22 protein-coding genes and 3 tRNA genes are annotated in these 19,188 nt (G+C 67.2%); 14 read left to right on the top strand and 11 right to left on the bottom strand.

Annotation, left to right across the window (positions count from 1 at the left end):
• Positions 1-3: 3 nt before the first annotated feature.
• From EOW65_RS12275 to fabI, 5 genes are read right to left on the bottom strand one after another with little or no spacing between them, the layout of a single operon-like run.
• Complete coding sequence (locus EOW65_RS12275) at positions 4-1,185, bottom strand: aminotransferase (RefSeq protein ID WP_128149821.1); 1,182 nt, start codon at positions 1,183-1,185, stop codon at positions 4-6.
• 26 nt (positions 1,186-1,211) lie between these two features.
• Positions 1,212-1,706, bottom strand: coding sequence for a DUF2127 domain-containing protein (locus EOW65_RS12270; RefSeq protein ID WP_128149819.1), 495 nt, complete (start codon positions 1,704-1,706; stop codon positions 1,212-1,214).
• Positions 1,707-1,710: 4 nt separating this feature from the next.
• Positions 1,711-2,214, bottom strand: a complete 504-nt coding sequence (gene gpt, locus EOW65_RS12265) for a xanthine phosphoribosyltransferase (protein WP_128149817.1) — start codon at positions 2,212-2,214, stop codon at positions 1,711-1,713.
• Between the two features lie 10 nt (positions 2,215-2,224).
• Entirely contained in the window at positions 2,225-2,842 is a 618-nt protein-coding gene (locus EOW65_RS12260) for a LysE family translocator (RefSeq protein ID WP_128149816.1), read from the bottom strand.
• Between the two features lie 9 nt (positions 2,843-2,851).
• Positions 2,852-3,676, bottom strand: a complete 825-nt coding sequence (gene fabI / locus EOW65_RS12255; protein WP_128149814.1) for an enoyl-ACP reductase FabI — start codon at positions 3,674-3,676, stop codon at positions 2,852-2,854.
• A gap of 128 nt (positions 3,677-3,804) precedes the next feature.
• On the opposite strand from fabI, the gene pdxH reads away from it, so the two are divergent.
• The 10 genes from pdxH to EOW65_RS12205 all read left to right on the top strand — a co-directional run bounded on the left by pdxH (position 3,805) and on the right by EOW65_RS12205 (position 12,133).
• Complete coding sequence (pdxH, locus tag EOW65_RS12250) at positions 3,805-4,428, top strand: pyridoxamine 5'-phosphate oxidase (RefSeq protein WP_128149812.1); 624 nt, start codon at positions 3,805-3,807, stop codon at positions 4,426-4,428.
• Positions 4,429-4,579: 151 nt separating this feature from the next.
• Positions 4,580-5,110, top strand: coding sequence for a cold-shock protein (locus EOW65_RS12245; protein WP_380711072.1), 531 nt, complete (start codon positions 4,580-4,582; stop codon positions 5,108-5,110).
• A 65-nt stretch (positions 5,111-5,175) separates the two neighbouring features.
• Positions 5,176-5,565 carry a DUF192 domain-containing protein gene (locus EOW65_RS12240; protein ID WP_240664659.1) on the top strand — a complete coding sequence of 130 codons (390 nt, stop codon included), beginning with the start codon at positions 5,176-5,178 and terminating at the stop codon, positions 5,563-5,565.
• A gap of 42 nt (positions 5,566-5,607) precedes the next feature.
• Positions 5,608-5,684: transfer RNA gene (locus tag EOW65_RS12235), tRNA-Pro, on the top strand.
• Positions 5,685-5,865: 181 nt separating this feature from the next.
• Positions 5,866-6,060 (top strand): hypothetical protein, encoded by a 195-nt coding sequence (locus EOW65_RS12230; protein ID WP_128149808.1) that lies wholly within the window; start codon positions 5,866-5,868, stop codon positions 6,058-6,060.
• Positions 6,061-6,248: 188 nt separating this feature from the next.
• On the top strand, positions 6,249-9,944 hold the full coding sequence (locus tag EOW65_RS12225; RefSeq protein ID WP_128149806.1) for a vitamin B12-dependent ribonucleotide reductase: 3,696 nt from the start codon (positions 6,249-6,251) through the stop codon (positions 9,942-9,944).
• Positions 9,945-10,038: 94 nt separating this feature from the next.
• Positions 10,039-10,287: a hypothetical protein gene (locus EOW65_RS12220; protein WP_128149804.1), complete on the top strand. Its 249-nt coding sequence runs from the start codon at positions 10,039-10,041 to the stop codon at positions 10,285-10,287.
• 265 nt (positions 10,288-10,552) lie between these two features.
• Positions 10,553-10,629, top strand: a tRNA-Asp gene (locus EOW65_RS12215).
• A gap of 28 nt (positions 10,630-10,657) precedes the next feature.
• A tRNA-Asp gene (locus tag EOW65_RS12210) sits at positions 10,658-10,734 on the top strand.
• 133 nt (positions 10,735-10,867) lie between these two features.
• Entirely contained in the window at positions 10,868-12,133 is a 1,266-nt protein-coding gene (locus tag EOW65_RS12205) for a glutamate-5-semialdehyde dehydrogenase (protein ID WP_128149802.1), read from the top strand.
• A 54-nt stretch (positions 12,134-12,187) separates the two neighbouring features.
• On the opposite strand, the gene EOW65_RS12200 is transcribed toward EOW65_RS12205, so the two are convergent.
• On the bottom strand, positions 12,188-12,793 hold the full coding sequence (locus EOW65_RS12200; protein ID WP_128149800.1) for a histidine phosphotransferase family protein: 606 nt from the start codon (positions 12,791-12,793) through the stop codon (positions 12,188-12,190).
• Between the two features lie 25 nt (positions 12,794-12,818).
• Here EOW65_RS12200 and EOW65_RS12195 point away from each other — a divergent pair, with 25 nt between their 5' ends.
• The 3 genes from EOW65_RS12195 (at position 12,819) to EOW65_RS12185 (ending at position 14,746) form a co-directional block, all read left to right on the top strand.
• Positions 12,819-12,998 (top strand): DUF3553 domain-containing protein, encoded by a 180-nt coding sequence (locus EOW65_RS12195; protein ID WP_113900145.1) that lies wholly within the window; start codon positions 12,819-12,821, stop codon positions 12,996-12,998.
• Between the two features lie 147 nt (positions 12,999-13,145).
• Entirely contained in the window at positions 13,146-13,931 is a 786-nt protein-coding gene (locus EOW65_RS12190; RefSeq protein WP_128149798.1) for a GNAT family N-acetyltransferase, read from the top strand.
• Positions 13,928-14,746 (top strand): lysophospholipid acyltransferase family protein, encoded by an 819-nt coding sequence (locus EOW65_RS12185; protein ID WP_394342747.1) that lies wholly within the window; start codon positions 13,928-13,930, stop codon positions 14,744-14,746. The genes EOW65_RS12190 and EOW65_RS12185 overlap by 4 nt, the downstream gene beginning before the upstream one ends.
• Here the strand turns inward: EOW65_RS12185 and EOW65_RS12180 are convergent.
• From EOW65_RS12180 to EOW65_RS12170, 3 genes are read right to left on the bottom strand one after another with little or no spacing between them, the layout of a single operon-like run.
• Positions 14,735-14,965, bottom strand: coding sequence for a ribbon-helix-helix domain-containing protein (locus tag EOW65_RS12180; protein ID WP_121533984.1), 231 nt, complete (start codon positions 14,963-14,965; stop codon positions 14,735-14,737). The genes EOW65_RS12185 and EOW65_RS12180 overlap by 12 nt on opposite strands.
• Entirely contained in the window at positions 14,962-15,150 is a 189-nt protein-coding gene (locus tag EOW65_RS12175) for a DUF4169 family protein (RefSeq protein ID WP_128149796.1), read from the bottom strand. The genes EOW65_RS12180 and EOW65_RS12175 overlap by 4 nt, the downstream gene beginning before the upstream one ends.
• 48 nt (positions 15,151-15,198) lie before the next feature.
• On the bottom strand, positions 15,199-16,380 hold the full coding sequence (locus EOW65_RS12170; protein WP_128149794.1) for a cytochrome P450: 1,182 nt from the start codon (positions 16,378-16,380) through the stop codon (positions 15,199-15,201).
• A 144-nt stretch (positions 16,381-16,524) separates the two neighbouring features.
• On the opposite strand from EOW65_RS12170, the gene EOW65_RS12165 reads away from it, so the two are divergent.
• Positions 16,525-16,968, top strand: coding sequence for a GNAT family N-acetyltransferase (locus EOW65_RS12165; protein ID WP_128149792.1), 444 nt, complete (start codon positions 16,525-16,527; stop codon positions 16,966-16,968).
• 214 nt (positions 16,969-17,182) lie between these two features.
• Here the strand turns inward: EOW65_RS12165 and fumC are convergent, their stop codons facing one another.
• A complete protein-coding gene (gene fumC / locus EOW65_RS12160) occupies positions 17,183-18,577 on the bottom strand; it encodes a class II fumarate hydratase (protein WP_128149790.1) in 1,395 nt (464 codons plus the stop codon).
• 94 nt (positions 18,578-18,671) lie between these two features.
• Complete coding sequence (locus tag EOW65_RS12155) at positions 18,672-19,136, bottom strand: SspB family protein (protein WP_128149788.1); 465 nt, start codon at positions 19,134-19,136, stop codon at positions 18,672-18,674.
• Positions 19,137-19,188 lie beyond the last annotated feature (52 nt).

Below are 19,188 nucleotides of genomic sequence, written 5' to 3'. Positions count from 1 at the left end.
GGCTCAGGGCGTCACCGTCGCAAGGCGGCGGATCAATTCCGCGATGCCGGCCGTGTCGACATTCGCGAAGGCGATGCGCAGGCCGCGATCACCCTGCTCTGTGCCCTCGGGCATGAACATCGTGCCGGGCAGCAGCAGCACCCCCGCTTCGCGGACCAGACGCCGCGCGAAGTCGGGCGAGGCGTCGCGGCCGGGGTGGTCCACCCAGGCGAAATAGGCGCCGCAGCCATGCAGGTGCCAGCCCTCGAGCGCGCCGAACCCTTCGGTCAGCGCGGCGCGGCGGGCAAGCAGCTCGGCGCGTTCGCCCGCCACCCATTGCGCGAGGTTGCGCATCCCCCACAGCGCGCCGATCTGACCGAGCTGGTTCGGGCAGATCGCCACAGTATCGAGGAATTTCTCGACCTCGGCCAGACGGGCGGGCGAGGCGACGATGGCGCCGACGCGGTGGCCGGTCAGCCGGTAGGCCTTCGAGAAGGAGTAGAGATGGATGAAGGCCTCGTCCCAGTCGGGATCGGTGAACAGGTCATGCGGCGCGCCGGTGCGGCTGTCGAAGTCGCGATAGGTCTCGTCGACAATGAGCGCGAGGCCGCGCGACCGGGCAAGATCGTGGAAGGCGCGCACCAGCGCCGCCGGATATTCCGCCCCGCCCGGGTTGTTGGGCGAGATCAGCACGATCGCCTTGGTGCGCGGCGTGATCCGCGCGGCGGCCTCCTCGGGATCGGGCAGAAGCCCCGCGCCGGTGGGCAGCGGCACGGCGCGGACCGAGGCCATGTCGCACCACATCTTGTGGTTGAAATACCAAGGCGTCGGCAGCAACACCTCGTCCCCCGGGCCGGCAAGCGTCGCCATCACCGCGCAGAAGGCCTGATTGCAGCCCTGGGTGATCGCCACCTGGCTTTCGGAAATCGTGCCGCCATAGGCGGTGGACCATTGCGCCGCGATCTCGGCGCGCAGCTCGGCCATGCCAAGCACCGGGCCGTAGAGATGGGCGGCCGGGTTGTCGAGCGCCGCCTCAGCGATGGCGCGGCGCAGCCCCTCGGGCGGCGGATCGACCGGGGCGGCCTGGCTGACGTTGAGCAGCGGCCGCTCGGGCGGGAAGCTCACCCCCACGAGCCAGCGCCGCGCCTCCATTACCGGCGGCGCGAAGGTGGCGGCAAGGGCGGGGTTCAGCGGGCTGAGCGGCATCGGTGTCTCCTGAGTGTCGCGCGACACTAGGACCGCGGCGGCAGGAAGGAAAGCCCCCGGCGCCGCCGCCATTCCTCCCAGGTGAGGGCGATCACCACGAGGTCGAGCCCGGTCAGCGCCAGCAGCGTCACCGAATGGTCGAGGCTCCACAGATGCAGCTGATAGAGGATGAAGGCGGATAGCAGCACGATCGCCCCCGGATAGGCCCAGAGCACCCCGCGGGCAAGCAGCACGACGACGATCAGCTTCAGCCCGCCATGGCTGAGGAAATAGAGCGCATAGAAGCTTTGCGCCTCGACCGAGAAACGCTGTGCCGCATGGAGCAGGAAGTTCGCAAGGAAATCGCCCGGATCCTCGGCCAGCTCATGCGCCGTCAGCCGCTGCGCGAGCGCGACGAGTGTGCCCTGATGCAGCAGCAAGAGCACGAGGCCGGACAAAGTCTCGGCCGCGGCCAGAAGGCCCTTGGCGAGCAGGCTCGCCTCGAAGGCCGCGTGCAGCGCCCGGCCGAGGCGGGCGCGCATCGGCTCAGTCCACGCCCCGGTAGGGCTGCACGTATTGCAGCGCGGTGTCCCAGGGGAAGAAGATCCAGGTGTCCTGGCTGACCTCGGTGATGAAGGTGTCCGCCTGCAGCCGGCCCTTGGGCTTGGCGTAGATCGTGGCGAAATGTGCCTTCGGGTAGAGGGTGCGGACGAGTTCCATCGTCTTGCCCGAGTCGACGAGGTCGTCGACGATCAGGATGCCCTCGCCATCGCCCATCAGGTCCGCCTGCGGTGCCTTGATGACAACCGGCGGGTGCTGGGTCTGGTGGTTGTAGCCCTTGACCGAAATCGTGTCGATGACGCGGATGTTCAGCTCGCGCGCGATGATCGCCGCGGGCACGAGGCCACCGCGGGTGATGCCGACGATGGCGCGCCAGGCGCCGTTGTCCGGGCCCTTGCCGTCGAGCCGCCAGGCCAGCGCGCGCGCGTCGCGGTGGAGCTGGTCCCAGCTGACCAGAAAGCCCTTCTCGTGGGGAAGACGTTCGGACATGACAAGCCTCTCAGGTGAGTGCGAGTTTCAGGCCGAGGAGGGCGAGCAGCCCGCCAAAGCCGCGCTCGATCGCGGTTTTCAGGCGCAGATAGCCGCGCCGGGTGCGGTCAAGCGAGAAGATGCGCGACACGAGCACGTTCCAGCCCGCGTCGTTGACGAAGATGATGCCGAGGATCGCGGCATAGGCCCAGAGCGGCGCCTGCGGCGGCACGAAGGTCAGGAAGATCGTGCCGAAGAAGACCGCGGGCTTCGGGTTGGCGAGCTGCGTCGCGATGCCGAGCCAGACGAGGCCGAGGTTCGAGCGCGCCGAGGCGGTCTCGGTCACCTCGGCGTCGAAGGGCTCCGGGGCGTGGCGCCACATCTTCACCGCAAGGTAAAGCAGATAGGCGGCGCCCGCGAATTTCAGTGCGGTGAGCAGGGCGGGGGCGATGCGGAACAGCACCGCCAGCCCGAAGAGCGCGGCGCAGGCCCACAGGCAGGCGCCAAGCCCGATGCCGACCGACAGCCACACCCCCCGCGCCATCCCTTCGCGCAGGCTGGTATGCGCGGCCATCAGGACGGCCGGCCCGGGCGAGATCGCCGCGGCCAGATGCACGAAGTAGATCGCGAGGAAGGCGGAGAGTGTCATCGCCGGGACTCAGGCGTCCTTGCGGCCGGTGACGACGTCGATGTCGGGCGCATCGACCGCCTTCATGCCGACGACGTGATAGCCCGCATCGACGTGCAGGATCTCGCCCGTGGTGCCCGAGCCGAGATCGGAGAGCAGATAGAGCGCGGCCTTGCCGACCTCTTCCTGGGTCACGTTGCGGCGCAAGGGCGAGTTCAGCTCGTTCCACTTCATGATGTAGCGGAAGTCGCCGATGCCCGAGGCGGCCAGCGTCTTGATCGGGCCGGCCGAGATCGCGTTGCAGCGGATGCCGTCCTTGCCCAGATCCTCGGCGATGTATTTCACCGAGCATTCGAGCGCGGCCTTGGCGATGCCCATCACGTTGTAATGCGGCATCACCTGCTCGGCGCCGTAATAGGTCAGCGTCAGCAGCGACCCGCCCTCGGGCATGAGATCGGCGGCGCGACGGGCAACGGCGGTGAACGAGAAGACCGAGATGTCCATCGTCGTCTTGAAGTTGTCCGACGAGGTGTCGACATAGCGGCCGCGCAGTTCGTTCTTGTCGGAGAAGCCGATGGCATGCACGACGAAGTCGATCGTGCTCCATTTCTCCTTCAGCGCCGCGAACAGCGCATCGAGGCTCTCCTGGCTCGCTACGTCGCATTCGATCAGCGTGTCGGTGCCGATCGAGGCGGCCAGCGGCTCGACCCGCTTCTTCAGGGCTTCGCCCTGGTAGGAGAAGGCCAGCTCGGCCCCTGCATCGGCGCAGGCCTTTGCGATCCCCCAGGCAATCGACTTGTCGTTGGCGAGGCCCATGATGAGCCCGCGCTTGCCCGACATCAGGGTGTTCGTCATGTCAGGTTTCCCCCGCTTCCCTCTGGTAAGTGCGCAAGCATTAGGCGAAAGATCTGGGGGCATCAAGGCTGGACAGGGGCGGGGCAGGGGCCTTGCCCGCAGGGAAGGCCGCCACGATGGAGGATCGGATGAGCGACAGAACCGGGATCTTTGCGGGCGATGACCCGTTTGCACTGGCCAGCGCCTGGCTGGCCGAGGCGGAAAAGACCGAGATCAACGATCCGAATGCGATCGCCATTGCTTCGGTCGATGCGGACGGACTGCCGAATGTGCGCATGGTGCTGCTGAAGGAGATCGAGGCGCGCGACGCGCCCTCGGGCGGGGCCTTCGTCTTCTATACCAACTACACCTCGCGCAAGGGGCGGGAGATTCTGGGGGCCGGCAAGGCAGCCTTCGTGATGCATTGGAAGAGCCTGCGCCGGCAGATCCGGGTGCGCGGACTGGTGACCAAGGAAGACGGCCCGCAGGCCGACGCCTATTACGCCTCACGTGCGCTGACCTCGCGGCTCGGGGCCTGGGCCTCGCATCAGAGCGCGCCGCTCTCCTCGCGCACCGCGCTGATGGCCGAGGTGGCGAAGGTGACCGCGCAGAAGGGGCCGAACCCGCCGCGTCCGCCGTTCTGGGGCGGGCTTCGGATCACGCCGCTCGAGATCGAATTCTGGGCGGATGGCGCCTTCCGGCTGCACGACCGCTTCCGCTGGACGCGGCCCGATGCGGCCTCGGACTGGCAGATTGAGCGGTTGAACCCGTAAAAATCCGCGCATTTCACGCTTCGTGAATTGCGCGGGTCGGGTTTTCCTTACTTTTTCCGCTTGAATCCGTTGGCCTTGGTGTGAGAGTTGAACGAAGCGGGGGGGAGACTCCGCTCCGGCTGTATCGGGTCGAAGTGATGGACGGATGGTGATGAACGATTTGAGGGCCGAAGCCCGGACCGTGACGGGGCGCGTAAAATGGTTCGACCCGGGCAAGGGGTTCGGCTTCATCGTCGATCAGGAGGGCGGTCCCGACATTTTGCTGCACGCCAATGTGCTGCGCAATTTCGGGCAGGGCTCGGTTGCCGACAATGCCGGAATCACGGTGGTGGTGCAGGCGACGCCGCGCGGGGCGCAGGCGGTCGAGGTGATCGAGATCGTGCCGCCCGAGACCGAGGGACGCCCGGCACCGATCGAGGATCTCGGCGAGACCGATCCCGAGGCGCTGGCCGCGCTGCCGCTTGAACCGGCGCGGGTGAAGTGGTTTGACAAGGGCAAGGGCTTCGGCTTCGCCAATGTCTGGGGCAAGCCCGAGGATGTGTTCATCCATATCGAGGTGCTGCGCCGGTCGGGCTTTGCCGATCTTGCGGCCGGGGAGGCAGTATGTCTGCGGGTGATCGACGGGCGGCGCGGCCGCATGGCGGCCCAGGTCGTTGCCTGGGACATGGCGCTCGCGCGCTGATCCTGCTGCTGCTTGCCGCGGGCCCCGGGGCTGCGGCCCCTGCCTGCCGCGATGACCGCGCCATCGTGCAGCGCGCCGATGGCGCGCCGATTGCCACCTTCTCCGTCGAGATCGCCGATGATGCGGCCGAGCGGGAACAGGGGCTGATGCGGCGCCGCACGCTGCCGAAGGGGGCGGGGATGCTGTTCGTCTATCCCTCCGAACGCCCGGTCGCCTTCTGGATGCATGACACGCTGATCCCGCTCGACATCATCTTTCTGGACGGTGCCGGCCGGGTGATCTCGGTGCATGGCAACGCGCGGCCGCTCGATGACACCCCGATCCCGTCGCAGGGCGCCGCGCAATATGTGCTCGAGATCAACGGCGGCCTGGCCGGCCGGCTCGGCATCGGCGCGGGGGCGGTGCTCTCGCATCCCGCGGTCGCGGCCGGGCGCGCGGCGATCCCCTGTCGTTGACCCCCTTTTCACCGGCGCCGCGCGCCTGTAGGAAGAACCCGTCGGGGCGTAGCGCAGCCTGGTAGCGCGTCTGTTTTGGGTACAGAAGGCCGTGAGTTCGAATCTCGCCGCCCCGACCATGTTTCGCACGGCGGAACCGTCCCTCCTCGCCCCTAGATCTGGTGTGTCCCCTCGGGGGCGATTCTCTTTTTGCCGCAGTGCAGAGGGGGTTTTGGCGCATTTTTTGGGCATGCTGCGCCGCGGCGTCCTGTGCATCGGCTGAAACCGGCCAGCTATCCACAAGATCTTGTAAAACTGTGGATGAAATTCATCCAGATTGTCATCTTCGCGTCGGAAAGCGCAGAGGAACAAGGGGAATCCACCGTTCCTCCGGCGCTGCGTCGGGCGGGGCGATTGTGGAGGAATCGAGCCCGTCCGCAGCCCTGCCAAACCGGCTTTCCCGTCAATAGAAAAATGCCCGAAAACGCCGGCAAAGATCTGTTGACCCTTTCGTGAGCCTACGTCAGTTTGTGGACGTCAGCTGGGAAGCCACCAGATGTAGTGGCGCTGCAGGCGCGGGACGGAACCTCACCCCTGGTCGATCGGAAACGAGACGGCCGCCCCCGGGAGCATGCCTCGGGGCGGGCTCTTCTGTCCTTGCGCAACCGGCACGGCGGGTTTGATTTGAACACGGGACAGTGCAGATGAAGATCGAACGCAAGTTCACCTCGGCCAAGACCGGCGCCTATGGCGAGATCGCCTTCACCACCACCACTTCGGAAATTCGCAACCCCGATGGCAAGGTCGTGTTCCACAACGACTGCGTCGAGGTGCCCGAGGGCTGGAGCCAGGTCGCCTCCGACGTGCTTGCGCAGAAATACTTCCGCAAGGCGGGCGTTCCCGCGGCGCTGAAGAAGGTGCGCGAGAAGGGCGTGCCCGAGTTCCTGTGGCGCTCGGTTCCGGATACCGAGGCGCTCGAGAACCTGCCGGAAGATCAGCGCATTGTGGGCGAAACCTCGGCCAAGCAGGTGTTCGACCGGCTGGCCGGCGCCTGGACCTACTGGGGCTGGAAGGGCGGCTATTTCAGCACCGAGGACGACGCGCGCGCCTATTACGACGAGATGCGCTTCATGCTGGCCGAGCAGATGGCCGCGCCGAACAGCCCGCAGTGGTTCAACACCGGCCTGCACTGGGCCTATGGCATCGACGGCCCGTCGCAGGGCCACTATTACGTCGACCACGTCACCGGCAAGCTGACGAAATCGGCCTCGGCCTATGAACACCCGCAGCCGCATGCCTGCTTCATCCAGTCGGTGCGCGACGATCTGGTGGGCGAGGGCGGGATCATGGACCTGTGGGTCCGGGAAGCGCGTCTCTTCAAATACGGCTCGGGCACCGGCACCAACTTCTCGAGCCTGCGTGCCGAGGGCGAGAAGCTCTCGGGCGGCGGCAAGTCCTCGGGGCTGATGGGCTTCCTGAAGATCGGCGACCGGGCGGCCGGCGCGATCAAGTCGGGCGGCACCACGCGGCGCGCGGCGAAGATGGTGATCTGCGACATGGATCACCCCGATATCGAGGCCTTCATCAACTGGAAGGTGATCGAGGAGCAGAAAGTCGCCTCGCTCGTTGCCGGCTCGAAGATGCACGAGCGCGAGCTGAACAAGATCTTCGAGGCGATCCGCGTCTGGGACGGCTCGGAAGAGGGCCGCGTCGATCCGGCGCTGAACGCGGGGCTGAAAGCGGCGATCCGCTCGGCCAAGAAGGCGCTGATCCCGGAAACCTACATCAACCGCGTGCTGCAATACGCGCGGCAGGGCTTCGACAGTATCGAATTCCCGACCTATGACACCGATTGGGACTCCGAGGCCTATATCTCGGTCTCGGGCCAGAACTCGAACAACTCGGTGCGCGTCACCAACGCCTTCCTGAAGGCGGTGCAGGAGGATGCGCCCTGGGAGCTTCTGCGCCGCACCGACGGCAAGGTGGCGAAGACGGTGCGGGCGCGCGAGCTGTGGGATCAGGTCGGCCACGCCGCCTGGGCCTGCGCCGACCCCGGCATCCAGTTCCATGACACGGTGAACGAGTGGCACACCTGCCCCGAGGACGGTCCGATCCGCGGCTCGAACCCGTGCTCGGAATACATGTTCCTTGACGACACGGCCTGCAACCTTGCCTCGATGAACCTGCTGACCTTCTACAAGGGTGGCAAGTTCGATGCGGCCGCCTATGTGCATGCCACCCGGCTGTGGACGGTCACGCTCGAGATTTCGGTGCTGATGGCACAGTTCCCGAGCCAGGAGATCGCGCAGCGCTCCTATGACTTCCGCACCCTCGGCCTTGGCTATGCCAATATCGGCGGGCTGCTGATGACCATGGGGCTTGGCTATGACTCGGACGAGGGCCGGGCACTGTGTGCGGCCCTCACTGCGGTGATGACCGGTGTCGCCTATGCGACCTCGGCCGAGATGGCGGCCGAGCTGGGCGCCTTCCCGGGCCATGCGAAGAACGCCGCGCACATGCTGCGGGTGATCCGCAATCACCGCACCGCGGCGCATGGGCTGTCGACGGGCTATGAGGGGCTCGAGGTGAAACCGGTGCCGCTCGATGCCGCGAACTGCCCCGATCCGGCGCTGGTGACGCTGGCGCAATCGGCCTGGGACGAGGCGATGACGCTCGGCGAGGCGCATGGCTTCCGCAACGCGCAGGTCTCGGTGATCGCGCCCACGGGCACCATCGGCCTGGTGATGGATTGCGACACGACGGGCATCGAGCCCGACTTCGCGCTGGTCAAGTTCAAGAAGCTCGCCGGCGGCGGTTACTTCAAGATCATCAACCGTTCGGTGCCCGCCGCGCTCGTCTCGCTGGGCTACCCCTCGGCGCAGATCGAGGAGATCATCGCCTCTGCGGTCGGCCACGGCAGCTTGGGCAACTGCCCGGCGATCAACCGCACGTCGCTCATCGGCCATGGCTTCGGTGCGGCCGAGATCGAGAAGATCGAGGCGGCACTGCCCTCGGCCTTCGACATCCGCTTCGTCTTCAACCAGTGGACGCTCGGCGAGGATTTCTGCACGAAGACGCTGGGCATCCCGGTCGAGAGGCTGAACGATCCGTCCTTCGACATGCTGCGCCACCTCGGCTTCACCAAGGCGCAGATCGACGCGGCGAACGACCATGTCTGCGGCACGATGACCCTCGAGGGGGCGCCCTTCCTGAAGCCCGAGCATTACGCCGTCTTCGACTGCGCCAATGCCTGCGGCAAGACCGGCAAGCGCTACCTGTCGGTCGACAGCCACATCCGGATGATGGCCGCGGCGCAATCGTTCATCTCGGGCGCGATCTCGAAGACGATCAACATGCCGAACACGGCGACGATCGAAGATGCGCTGGCGGCCTATGAGCTGAGCTGGTCGCTTGGCATCAAGGCGAACGCGCTCTACCGCGACGGCTCGAAGCTGAGCCAGCCGCTCGCCGCGGCGCTGGTCGAGGATGACGAGGAGGCCGAGGAGATCCTCGCCACCGGCAGCCAGCAGGAAAAGGCCGTCACCCTTGCCGAGAAGATCGTCGAGAAGGTGGTGGTGAAGGAGATCGTCCGCTCGCACCGCGAAAAGCTGCCGTCGCGCCGCAAGGGCTATACCCAGAAGGCGATCGTCGGCGGTCACAAGGTCTATCTGCGCACCGGCGAATACGACGACGGCTCGCTCGGCGAGATCTTCATCGACATGCATAAGGAAGGTGCGGGCTTCCGCGCGATGATGAACAACTTCGCCATCGCGGTCTCGGTCGGTCTGCAATACGGCGTGCCGCTCGAGGAATTCGTCGACGCCTTCACCTTCACCAAGTTCGAGCCCGCCGGCATGGTGCAGGGCAATGACTCGATCAAGAACGCGACCTCGATCCTCGACTATGTCTTCCGCGAGCTGGCGGTGAGCTATCTCGACCGCACCGATCTGGCCCATATCAAGCCGAAGGGAACCTCCTTCGATGATCTCGGTGGCGGGCATGAGGAGGGCAAGGCCTCGAACGTCGAGCCGGTGAGCGAGTCGGCCGCCTCGAAGTCGCTCGAGGTGCTGCGGCAGATCTCCTCCTCGGGCTATCTGCGCAAGCGCTTGCCGCAGGAACTGGTGGTGCTGCGCGGCGGAGCGGCGGGCGGCATGGCGCTGTCGGGCGCGGCCGATCCGATCGCGGCGCTGAACACGCTGGTGCCGGAAACCGCGAAGGCGCCGGGCGCTGCGGCGACGACCTCGCTCGCCTCGGGCGTCGTCACCATGGATGCGCGCACCAAGGCGAAGCTGCAGGGCTACGAGGGCGAGGCCTGCGGCGAATGCGGCAACTACACGCTGGTGCGCAACGGCACCTGCATGAAGTGCAACACCTGCGGTGCAACGAGCGGCTGCAGCTGAGGGCCGGGCGCGGCCTGAGCGGGGCCCGGCCGCGATGCCGGGCCGCAACGAAGACCACGGACGCCCGCAAGGGCAGGACAGAAGGAAGCCCCATGTGGAGCTGATCGTCGGAAACAAACGGATTACGGCCAAGGCGCTGCGGCGGATCCCGGGCGGGGTCGAGGCGCAGCTCGCGGGCGAGGCGCTGACCTCGGTGCTCGATGCGACCTTCCGCGGCGGTGCCTCGATCGAGGTGCTCGGCGGTGATCTCGACCACCATGCGCTCGACGTGGCCGATATCCGCATGGCGGGGGCCTCGACCACCGTCACGCTGCTGACCAGCGGTGCGATGGCACTGCATTGAGATCCGGGGTGGGTGCGCTCGCCCCAGACGCCGAGAAGGCCCAGGCGAAACCACGAACACCTCGGGCGGTGCATCAACGAGCCTGATCGGCGAACCTGGCCCCCTCCGTGATGGAGGGGGCCATTTTTATTTGAAAATCAGGGGTTTCGGTCGCGCAGGGCAGGGGCAGAAGAAAAACCGAAACTTTTCTCACGGAGTCGCTTGACGGGGCGCGCGGGCCTGCGTAAACACGCCCCACGCTCGGACAGCGATCGGGCGGAGGTGAGCGGTTGTAGCTCAGTTGGTTAGAGTACCGGCCTGTCACGCCGGGGGTCGCGGGTTCGAGCCCCGTCAACCGCGCCACCTCCCCGATCGCCGAGCGCTGAAATGCGCGGTTGTAGCTCAGTTGGTTAGAGTACCGGCCTGTCACGCCGGGGGTCGCGGGTTCGAGCCCCGTCAACCGCGCCATTTCCCTCCCTTCCGGAACATGACCTGTCTCCTGCGCGGCCCGAAAGCTGCGCATTGACACGTCCGGGGCGCCTGCGCGCTTGCCCGGTTCCTGCGCCGGTCCTATATCGGACCGACAGCGAAGGAGCCTGCCATGACGGACGCATTTGACGCCAAAAGCCTGATCGACACCATGGGCGCCGCCGCGCGCGCCGCGGCCGCCGAGCTTGCCTATGCGCCAGCACCCGCCAAGGAAGCGGCGCTGAACGCGGCCGCCGATGCGGTGAGCGCGCATCTGACCGAGATTCTCGCCGCCAATGCCGAGGACATGGCCTTTGGTACCGAGAAGGGGCTGACGCCCGCGATGCTCGACCGGCTAAAGCTCGACGAGGGGCGGGTGGCCTCGATCGTCGCCGGGCTGCGCGCGGTCGCCGCGCAACCCGATCCGGTCGGCACGGTCATCACAGAATGGGACCGGCCCACCGGGCTGCACATCCAGCGCGTGCGCACGCCCTTGGGCGTGATCGGGGTGATCTACGAATCGCGGCCGAACGTGACGGCGGATGCCGGCGCGCTGTGCCTGAAGGCCGGCAATGCGGTGATCCTGCGCGGCGGGTCGGAAAGCTTCCATTCGAGCCGGGCAATTCACGCCTGCATGGTCGAGGGGTTGCGCGCCGCCGGCCTGCCCGAGGCGGCAATCCAGCTGGTGCCCACCCGAGACCGCGCCGTGGTGACCGAGATGCTGCATGCGGTGGCCTATATCGACGTGATCGTGCCGCGCGGGGGCAAGGGGCTTGTGGGCCTCGTGCAGCGCGAGGCGCGGGTGCCGGTCTTTGCCCATCTCGAGGGGATCTGCCACATCTATGCCGACGGCGCGGCCGATGTCGAAAAGGCGCGGCGTGTGGTGCTGAACGCCAAGACCCGGCGCACCGGGATCTGCGGTGCGATGGAATGCCTGCTGATCGACCGCGCCTTCTATGAGGCGCACGGGCCGGTTCTGGTCGAGGATCTGGTCGCCGCGGGCGTCGAGGTGCGCACCGAGGGCGATCTGCTGAAGGTGCCGGGCACGGTGCCCGCCGCGCCCGACGATTTCGGCCGCGAGTTCCTCGACATGATCTGCGCGGCGAAGATCGTTGACGGTGTCGACGGCGCCATCGCCCATATCCGCCGCTATGGCTCGAACCACACCGAATCGATCCTGACCGAGGATGACGCGGTGGCGGCGCGGTTCTTTCAGCGGCTCGATTCGGCGATCCTGATGCGCAACGCCTCGACCCAGTTCGCCGATGGCGGCGAATTCGGCATGGGCGCCGAGATCGGCATCGCCACCGGCAAGCTGCATGCGCGCGGGCCGGTGGGGGCGGAACAGCTGACCTCGTTCAAGTATCTGGTCACCGGCGACGGCACCTGCCGCAAGTAAGCGCCAAGACGCCCGCGAAAGACGAAGGCCCCGCAGCGATGCGGGGCCTTTTTCTCAGAAGGCGATGGCGGCGCCGGTGTCGGAGATCTCCCACCGCAATGCGCGCCCCTGCGCCGCCGCCGCACGCGGCAGCAGAGCGAACTGCACCTGCGCCGGGCTGATCGCGCTCGGTTCGCCATCAAGGTTCGCCCACAGGGCCGGGTCGGGTTTCGTGCGCTCTGCCCTGGCGCTCACCAGCCATGCGCCATCCTCGTGCCGGATGGTGATGGTGCCGCCGCGCGGCAAGGCCGGCTCGAGGCAGAGGATCGCGAGGAAAGCGAGCTTGACCGCGCGGCGCGGCTGGTCGCCCTCGACCTGCCAGTCGTAGGCCATGCGCCCGCCCTGCGACAATGCCTTCATCAGCGTCACCAGCTCGGGGCGGCCAAGGCGGTGGTCGGCGCTGGCCTGACCGAAGGCGATGCGGAAGAACTTCACCCGGGTATTGGCCGAGGCGACGCTTTCCGCGATCAGCTGCAGTTCCGGGCTCATCGCCACGCCGGACATCGTCAGCAGCTCCACCCCGTTGCCGATCGCCCCCAATGGGCTGATAAGGTCGTGGCAGAGTCGCGATCCGACGAGGGCCGCCAGATCGGCTTCGGTCTCGGGCAGGTCAGTCTGCATGGCGCAATCCGGAGGTGAGGGCAGGATGAACGAATTTCTCGAGCCGGGGATGCTGGTGCGCAATCCCCAGGCGCCGGACTGGGGCGTCGGTCAGGTGCAGTCGCGCGTGGGCGAGAAAGTCACGGTGAATTTCGAGCATGCGGGCAAACAGGTGATCGACGGACGCCGGGTCCAGTTGTTCCTCGTTATTCCAGACCAGGGTTGAGAAAGCGTTAACTTTCAGCCTGGCTTGAGGTTTCCGACCATCGCACAGTGGGCGCGGGAATCAAGACGCGATGGAACACGCCACGTGGCATTGCATCGCGCCCGCCGCCTGTCCTAGAAACGCGACAGGGACAAGGGGCAGGAGCTGATGGTTTCCGAACCGCTCGCGTATGAAATCCGGCTGGCGCGCGACGCGCGCGACCTGAAGGCCTCGCAGAGGCTGCGCTACGAGGTCTTCGTCGAGGAACTCGGAGGGGATGGTCAGCTCGTCGACCATGCCGGCCGGCTCGAGATCGACGAGTTCGATGCGGTCTACGATCATCTCGTGCTGATCGACCCGTCGCGCAACCCGGATGATTTCGACCATGTCGTCGGCGCTTATCGGCTGTTGCCGTCCGACCGGGCCGAGCATTTCGGCCGCTATTACTGCGACAGCGAATACGATCTGACGGCGTTGCGCCGCTCGGGGCGCAAGCTGCTGGAGCTCGGCCGCTCCTGCGTGCATCCCGAGCACCGCGGCGGGGCGGCGATGCTGATGCTGTGGAACGGGCTTGCCGACTACGTGCTGGCGAACGGGATCGAGATTCTCTTCGGCGTCGCCTCGTTCCACGGCACCGATGCCGCGGCGCTGCGGATGCCGCTTGCCTGGCTGCACCACCACCATCTCGCCCCCGAGGCGCTGCGCGTGCGGGCGCTGGCGGATCATTTCCAGCCGATGGACCTGGTGCCCGAGGCCGAGCTCGACCGCCGGCAGGCGATGGCCGAGATGCCGAACCTGATCAAGGCCTACCTGCGGCTTGGCGGTTTCGTGGGCGAGGGGGCCTTCATCGACACCCCCTTCAACACCACTGACGTGCTGCTGCTGATGGACACCAAGGCGATGTCCGACAAGCACCGCGAGTTCTACACCCGCCGCGCCGAGGTGAAGCCGTGAGCCCGACCTGGCATGGCGAGCCGGAACCCGATGTCGCGCCGCTGAGCCTTGCGGGCAAGCTGCGCGTGTTGCGCCGGGGCGGGGCGATGGCGGTGGTGATCTATGGCGGGCTGACGCTGATGCTGTTGCTGCGGCTGGTCGAGCGGCCGCTGCATGGTCATGCGCGGCCCTGGACGCCGAAGATCACCCGCGCGGTGTGCCGCGCCGTCTTCCCGCTGATGGGCATCCGATACCGGGTCAAGGGTGCGCCGATGACCGAGATCGGCGCGGTGGTGGCCAACCATGTGTCCTGGCTCGACATCTTCTCGCTCAACGCCTGCCAGAAGGTCTATTTCGTCTCGAAGGCCGAGGTGGCGCGCTGGCCGGGCATCGGCATGCTGGCGCGCGCGACCGGCACTGTCTTCATCCGCCGCGACCCGCGCGAGGCGAAGGCGCAGCAGGCGCTGTTCGAGGAGCGCATCCGTGCCGGCCACCACCTGCTGTTCTTCCCCGAGGGCACCTCGACCGACGGGCGCCGCGTGCTGCCGTTCAAGCCGACGCTGTTTCAGGCCTTCTACAGCGACGGGCTCGACAAGGTGATGCGGGTGCAGCCGGTGACGGTGGTCTACACCGCGCCGGAGGGCGAGGACCCGCGCTTTTACGGCTGGTGGGGCGACATGTCCTTCGGGCCGCATCTGCTCAAGGTGCTGGCGGCGCCGCGGCAGGGCCGGGTCGAGGTGGTGTTCCATCCGCCGCTCGAGGTCGCGGCCTTTGCCGGCCGCAAGGAGCTTGCCGCGGCAGGCGAGGCGCTGGTGCGCGGCGCGCTACCCGGCTGAGCCCGCCCGCGCGCGGTAATGGCGCAGCACGGCCAGCCGGATCGCCGTCGCCAGCCCGGATTCGGTCACCCGCGCATCGTCGATCTCGGTGACGATCTCGTTGATGCCCAATCCCCGCTCGGCCGCCATCTCGCGCAGACCGGCCCAGAATTCGTCTTCCAGCGAGACCGAGGTGCGGTGCCCGTGCAGCGTCAGAGAATGCTTGCGCGGCCGGCTCATGGCGTCTCGTCGCCCTCGCGCCGGTGCGCATCCAGCCGGGCGCGGGCCTGCTCGGCCTGCGTTTCCTCGAGCACGCGCTGCGCCTTGGTGCGGCCGAACTTCGCGGCATTCTCGTCGCCCTGCGTGCGTTTCTCGGCGCGGGCCTTCTGCTTGCGGAAGCGGTTGAGATTGGTCACGTCAGCCATGGGATGACTGTGCCATATCGCGCGGGGGTGGGGAAGACGGGGCGGCGCTCACCATGACAGATCGAGCCGCTCGAGCCCGTGGAAATGGTAAAGGTCGGCATAGCGCGGCGGGGCAGCCAGCCGCAGATCGGGGAGCGCCCGGAAGAGCACGGGCAAGGCGCGCTGCAGCTCGAGCCGGGCGAGCGGCGCGCCGATGCAGAAATGCGCCCCGGCGCCGAAGCTGTAGTTCACCTGTTGCGGCCGGCCGGGATTGAAACGCGCCGGCTCCTCCCACGGCCCCGGATCGCGGTTCGCGCCGGCGAGCAGCAACCCGACCCGGTCGCCGCGGCGAAAGGCCTGACCGCCGATCTCGAGGTCCTCGTAGACCCAGCGGGTGAACAGATGCAGCGGCGGATCGAAGCGGAAGATCTCCTCGACCGTGCCCTCGATCCGGTTCGGCGTCAGCCAATAGGCGCCGGTGCCGGTCTCGAGAAGCGTCTTCACGCCGTTGCCGATGGTGTGCACGGTGGCCTCGTGCCCGGCGTTCAGCAGCAGGATGCAGGTCGCGATCAGCTCGTCGCGGCTGAGCCGGTCGCCCGCCTCCTCGGCGGCGATCAGCTCGGTGATCAGGTCGTTGCCCGGGCGGCGCCGGCGCTCCTCGACATAGCGACCGAGGAAGTCGACGAAGGCCTCGGTCGCGGCGACGGCGGCGGCCTCGCTCTCGCGCGTGCGGCGGGCCTGATACATGCCGACCATGGCGTTCGACCAGGACAGAAGGTCGTCGGCGCGCTCCTCGGGTACGCCGAGCAGCCGCGCGATGAGGATCACCGGCAGCGGGCGGGCGAAATGGGCGAGCAGATCGCCGCCGCCTGCCGGAAAGCGGCCGATCAGCTCTTCGGCCAGAAGCTCGATCTCGGGGCCAAGCGCCGCGATCCGGGCCGAGGTGAAGGCGCGCAGCACCAGCCGGCGCAGCCGGGTGTGGCGCGGGGGCTCCAGCTCCAGCATTGAATGCGCCTCGACCGCGTAGAAGGGGGCGAGGTGGGGCGGAATCTCGGGCGCGTGCTCGGGCGGTGCCTCGCGGCCAAGGCGGCGGTCGCGCAGCGCGGCGCCGACCACCACGGCGCGGGCCGAGACCGGCAGGCCATAGTCCTCCCAGACCGCGAAGCCCCCCGCCGCCCGCACCCGGTCATAGAACGGGTAGGGATTTTGCACGAAGGCGGGATCGAGCGGCGATTGCGTCAGGCTCTGCATGGGCTCTCCGGTGGTTCGCGCCAGAAAAGCGCCCGGACGCGTCGGGCGCAAGAGGCGGATCCGGCCAAAGCCACGCCCCGTCTGCCATTTTGCCCCCTTGCGCCTGCCACCTGGGCGGGGTCCCCTGTGGTAAAGGAGTGCCCCATGTCCGTCATCATCACCCCCGTCCGCCCCGCCGACCGCCCCGAGTGGGAAGCGCTCTTCCGCGCCTATGCGGCCTTCTACAAGACCGATGCGCAGGCGGCCGAGCCGCAGGTCTGGGACTGGATCCAGTCCGACGCCGAACCCTACTGGGCCGACATCGCCCGCGACGAGACGGGGCGTGCCCTCGGTCTCGTGCAATATTCGCTGATGCACCGCTCGCTCTCGGGGGGCATGGTGGTCTATCTGAGTGACCTCTTCACCCTGCCCGCGGCGCGGGGGCACGGTGTCGGTCGGGCGCTGATCGACCATGTTCGCGCCTTTGCCCGGGCGCGCGGCTATGGCTCTGTGCGCTGGCTCACCGCCGAGACGAACACGACGGCGCGCGCGCTTTACGACAGCTATGCCCCGGCCTCGGGCTTCATCCTCTACACGGTCACGCCCTGAGCCGGCGAGGGGAGCGCTGCCCCCTATGGCCTGCGGTCTCCCCCCGGAGTATTTGGGCCAAGAAAAAACACCCCGGGCTTTCTCCTTGCCGGAAATACCTCGGGGGAGGCCGCAGGCCGGGGGCAGCGCCCCCTCTTGCGACGGCCGGGGCCACGCAAAAAGGCGGCCGGTGAGGGCCGCCTTTCCAGTCAGTGTCCCGGCGTCAGGCCGTGGCTCAGCCCTTCGGGCCGATCATGTCCTCGGGGCGCACGATGCGGTCGAAGGTCTCGCCGTCGACATAGCCGAGCGCGATCGCTTCCTCTCGCAGGTTGGTGCCGTTCTTGTGCGCGGTCTTCGCGACCTTGGTCGCTGCGTCATAGCCGATGGTGGGGGCGAGCGCGGTGACCAGCATCAGGCTCTCCTTCATCAGCTTGTCGATGCGCGCCACGTTCGCCTTGGTGCCGACCACCATGTTGTCGGTGAAGGCGGAGGCCGAGTCGCCCAGAAGCTGCATCGACTGCAGCACGTTGTAGCTCATCATCGGGTTGTAGACGTTGAGCTCGAAATGGCCCTGCGAGCCGGCAAAGCCGACAGCGGCGTCATTGCCCATGACATGGGCGCAGACCATGGTCAGCGCCTCGGCCTGGGTCGGGTTGACCTTGCCCGGCATGATCGACGAGCCCGGCTCGTTTTCCGGCAGGATCAGTTCGCCCAGACCCGAGCGCGGGCCCGAGCCCAGAAGACGCATGTCGTTCGCGATCTTGAAGAGCGAGGCGGCGACCGTCTTCAGCGCGCCCGAGAAGAACACCATCGCGTCATGGGCGGCGAGCGCCTCGAACTTGTTCGGCGCGGTGACGAAGGGCAGGCCGGTGATCTCGGCGATCTGCGCGGCGATGCGGCTGTCCCAGCCGACGCGGGTGTTGAGCCCGGTGCCGACGGCGGTGCCGCCCTGCGCGAGTTCGTAGATATGCGGCAGCGCGAGTTTCACCCGCTCGATGCCGCGGTCGACCTGCGTTGCATAGCCCGAGAATTCCTGGCCGAGCGTCAGCGGCGTCGCATCCTGCGTATGGGTGCGGCCGATCTTGATGATGTCCTTGAACTCGTCGGACTTCGCCCAGAGCGCCTTCGAGAGCTTCTCGAGCCCCGGCAGCAGCACGTCACGCGCCTGCATGGCGATGGCCACGTGCATCGCGGTCGGGAAGGTGTCGTTCGAGGACTGGCCCATGTTGCAATGGTCGTTCGGGTGCACGGGCTTCTTCGAGCCCATCACGCCGCCGAGCATTTCAATGGCGCGGTTCGAGATCACCTCGTTCGCGTTCATGTTCGACTGCGTGCCGGAGCCGGTCTGCCACACCACGAGCGGGAAGTTGTCGTCGAACTTGCCCTCGATCACCTCGGTCGCGGCGGCGGCGATCGCGTCGGCGATCTCGGCGTCCATGTCGCCCTGCGCCTTGTTCACCAGCGCCGCGGCCTTCTTGATCACGCCAAGCGCACGGATGATCGGTTTCGGCTGACGCTCCCAGCCGATCGGGAAGTTCATCACCGAGCGCTGCGTCTGCGCGCCCCAGTACTTGTCGGCGGGAACTTCGAGCGGACCGAAGCTGTCGGTCTCGGTACGGGTTGCGGTCATCCTGGGCCTCCGTGAATTGCGCAAAACCTTCCCGGGCGTCATAAGACGCCGGAACCTGTTTTGCAATCAGTATGCAGAGGTATACCGCAGGCGCTTACTTGCGCCACTTGTCGAGGCTGACGACCTCGGCCTCGCCGCGCGGTTTCGCCTCGGCGACCGGGGCCTGATCCTCGTCTTCCTCTTCGTCCTCTTCCTCGTCCTCGTCGAAATCCTGAGTCTCGAAACGCAGGCCGAATTCGACCGAGGGGTCGACGAAGGTGTGGACGGCGTCAAAGGGGATATAGAGCGGCTCGGGGCTGTTGCCGAAGTTCAGCGTGATTGAGAAACCGTCATCGGTGACGGCGAGATTCTCGAACCAGTGCTGGATCACCACGGTCATTTCCTCGGGGTAGCGCGACTTCAGCCACTCTGCCATCTCGACCTCGGGGTGGCGGGTGTCGAAGGTGATGAAGAAATGATGCGCGCCGGGCAGTCCGTTTTCGGACACATCCGTCAGCACGGTCTGGATCAGGCCGCGCATGGCTTTGTGCATGAGGTTGCCGTAGTCGATTTCGCGCATCGCGTGGACCCTTTCCTTTGCGCTCAGCATAGGGGATTTGGCGCGCAAGGGA

Source organism: Paenirhodobacter ferrireducens, assembly GCF_004022265.1.
GTDB lineage: Bacteria > Pseudomonadota > Alphaproteobacteria > Rhodobacterales > Rhodobacteraceae > Rhodobacter > Rhodobacter ferrireducens.
The sequence above is the reverse complement of the archived record's forward strand: the minus strand, read 5'-3'. Positions and strand labels throughout refer to the sequence as shown.

Coding starts and splice junctions, on each gene's coding strand:
- EOW65_RS12155 (WP_128149788.1), bottom strand. CDS start 19,136: ATGCGCGAAATCGACTACGGCAACCTCATGCACAAAGCCATGCGCGGC.
- fumC (WP_128149790.1), bottom strand. CDS start 18,577: ATGACCGCAACCCGTACCGAGACCGACAGCTTCGGTCCGCTCGAAGTT.
- EOW65_RS12195 (WP_113900145.1), top strand. CDS start 12,819: ATGAACGAATTTCTCGAGCCGGGGATGCTGGTGCGCAATCCCCAGGCG.
- EOW65_RS12275 (WP_128149821.1), bottom strand. CDS start 1,185: ATGCCGCTCAGCCCGCTGAACCCCGCCCTTGCCGCCACCTTCGCGCCG.
- EOW65_RS12180 (WP_121533984.1), bottom strand. CDS start 14,965: ATGAGCCGGCCGCGCAAGCATTCTCTGACGCTGCACGGGCACCGCACC.
- fabI (WP_128149814.1), bottom strand. CDS start 3,676: ATGACGAACACCCTGATGTCGGGCAAGCGCGGGCTCATCATGGGCCTC.
- EOW65_RS12230 (WP_128149808.1), top strand. CDS start 5,866: ATGAAATTCATCCAGATTGTCATCTTCGCGTCGGAAAGCGCAGAGGAA.
- EOW65_RS12245 (WP_380711072.1), top strand. CDS start 4,580: ATGAACGATTTGAGGGCCGAAGCCCGGACCGTGACGGGGCGCGTAAAA.
- EOW65_RS12260 (WP_128149816.1), bottom strand. CDS start 2,842: ATGACACTCTCCGCCTTCCTCGCGATCTACTTCGTGCATCTGGCCGCG.
- gpt (WP_128149817.1), bottom strand. CDS start 2,214: ATGTCCGAACGTCTTCCCCACGAGAAGGGCTTTCTGGTCAGCTGGGAC.
- EOW65_RS12175 (WP_128149796.1), bottom strand. CDS start 15,150: ATGGCTGACGTGACCAATCTCAACCGCTTCCGCAAGCAGAAGGCCCGC.
- pdxH (WP_128149812.1), top strand. CDS start 3,805: ATGAGCGACAGAACCGGGATCTTTGCGGGCGATGACCCGTTTGCACTG.
- EOW65_RS12200 (WP_128149800.1), bottom strand. CDS start 12,793: ATGCAGACTGACCTGCCCGAGACCGAAGCCGATCTGGCGGCCCTCGTC.
- EOW65_RS12190 (WP_128149798.1), top strand. CDS start 13,146: ATGGTTTCCGAACCGCTCGCGTATGAAATCCGGCTGGCGCGCGACGCG.
- EOW65_RS12205 (WP_128149802.1), top strand. CDS start 10,868: ATGACGGACGCATTTGACGCCAAAAGCCTGATCGACACCATGGGCGCC.
- EOW65_RS12165 (WP_128149792.1), top strand. CDS start 16,525: ATGTCCGTCATCATCACCCCCGTCCGCCCCGCCGACCGCCCCGAGTGG.
- EOW65_RS12170 (WP_128149794.1), bottom strand. CDS start 16,380: ATGCAGAGCCTGACGCAATCGCCGCTCGATCCCGCCTTCGTGCAAAAT.
- EOW65_RS12225 (WP_128149806.1), top strand. CDS start 6,249: ATGAAGATCGAACGCAAGTTCACCTCGGCCAAGACCGGCGCCTATGGC.
- EOW65_RS12270 (WP_128149819.1), bottom strand. CDS start 1,706: ATGCGCGCCCGCCTCGGCCGGGCGCTGCACGCGGCCTTCGAGGCGAGC.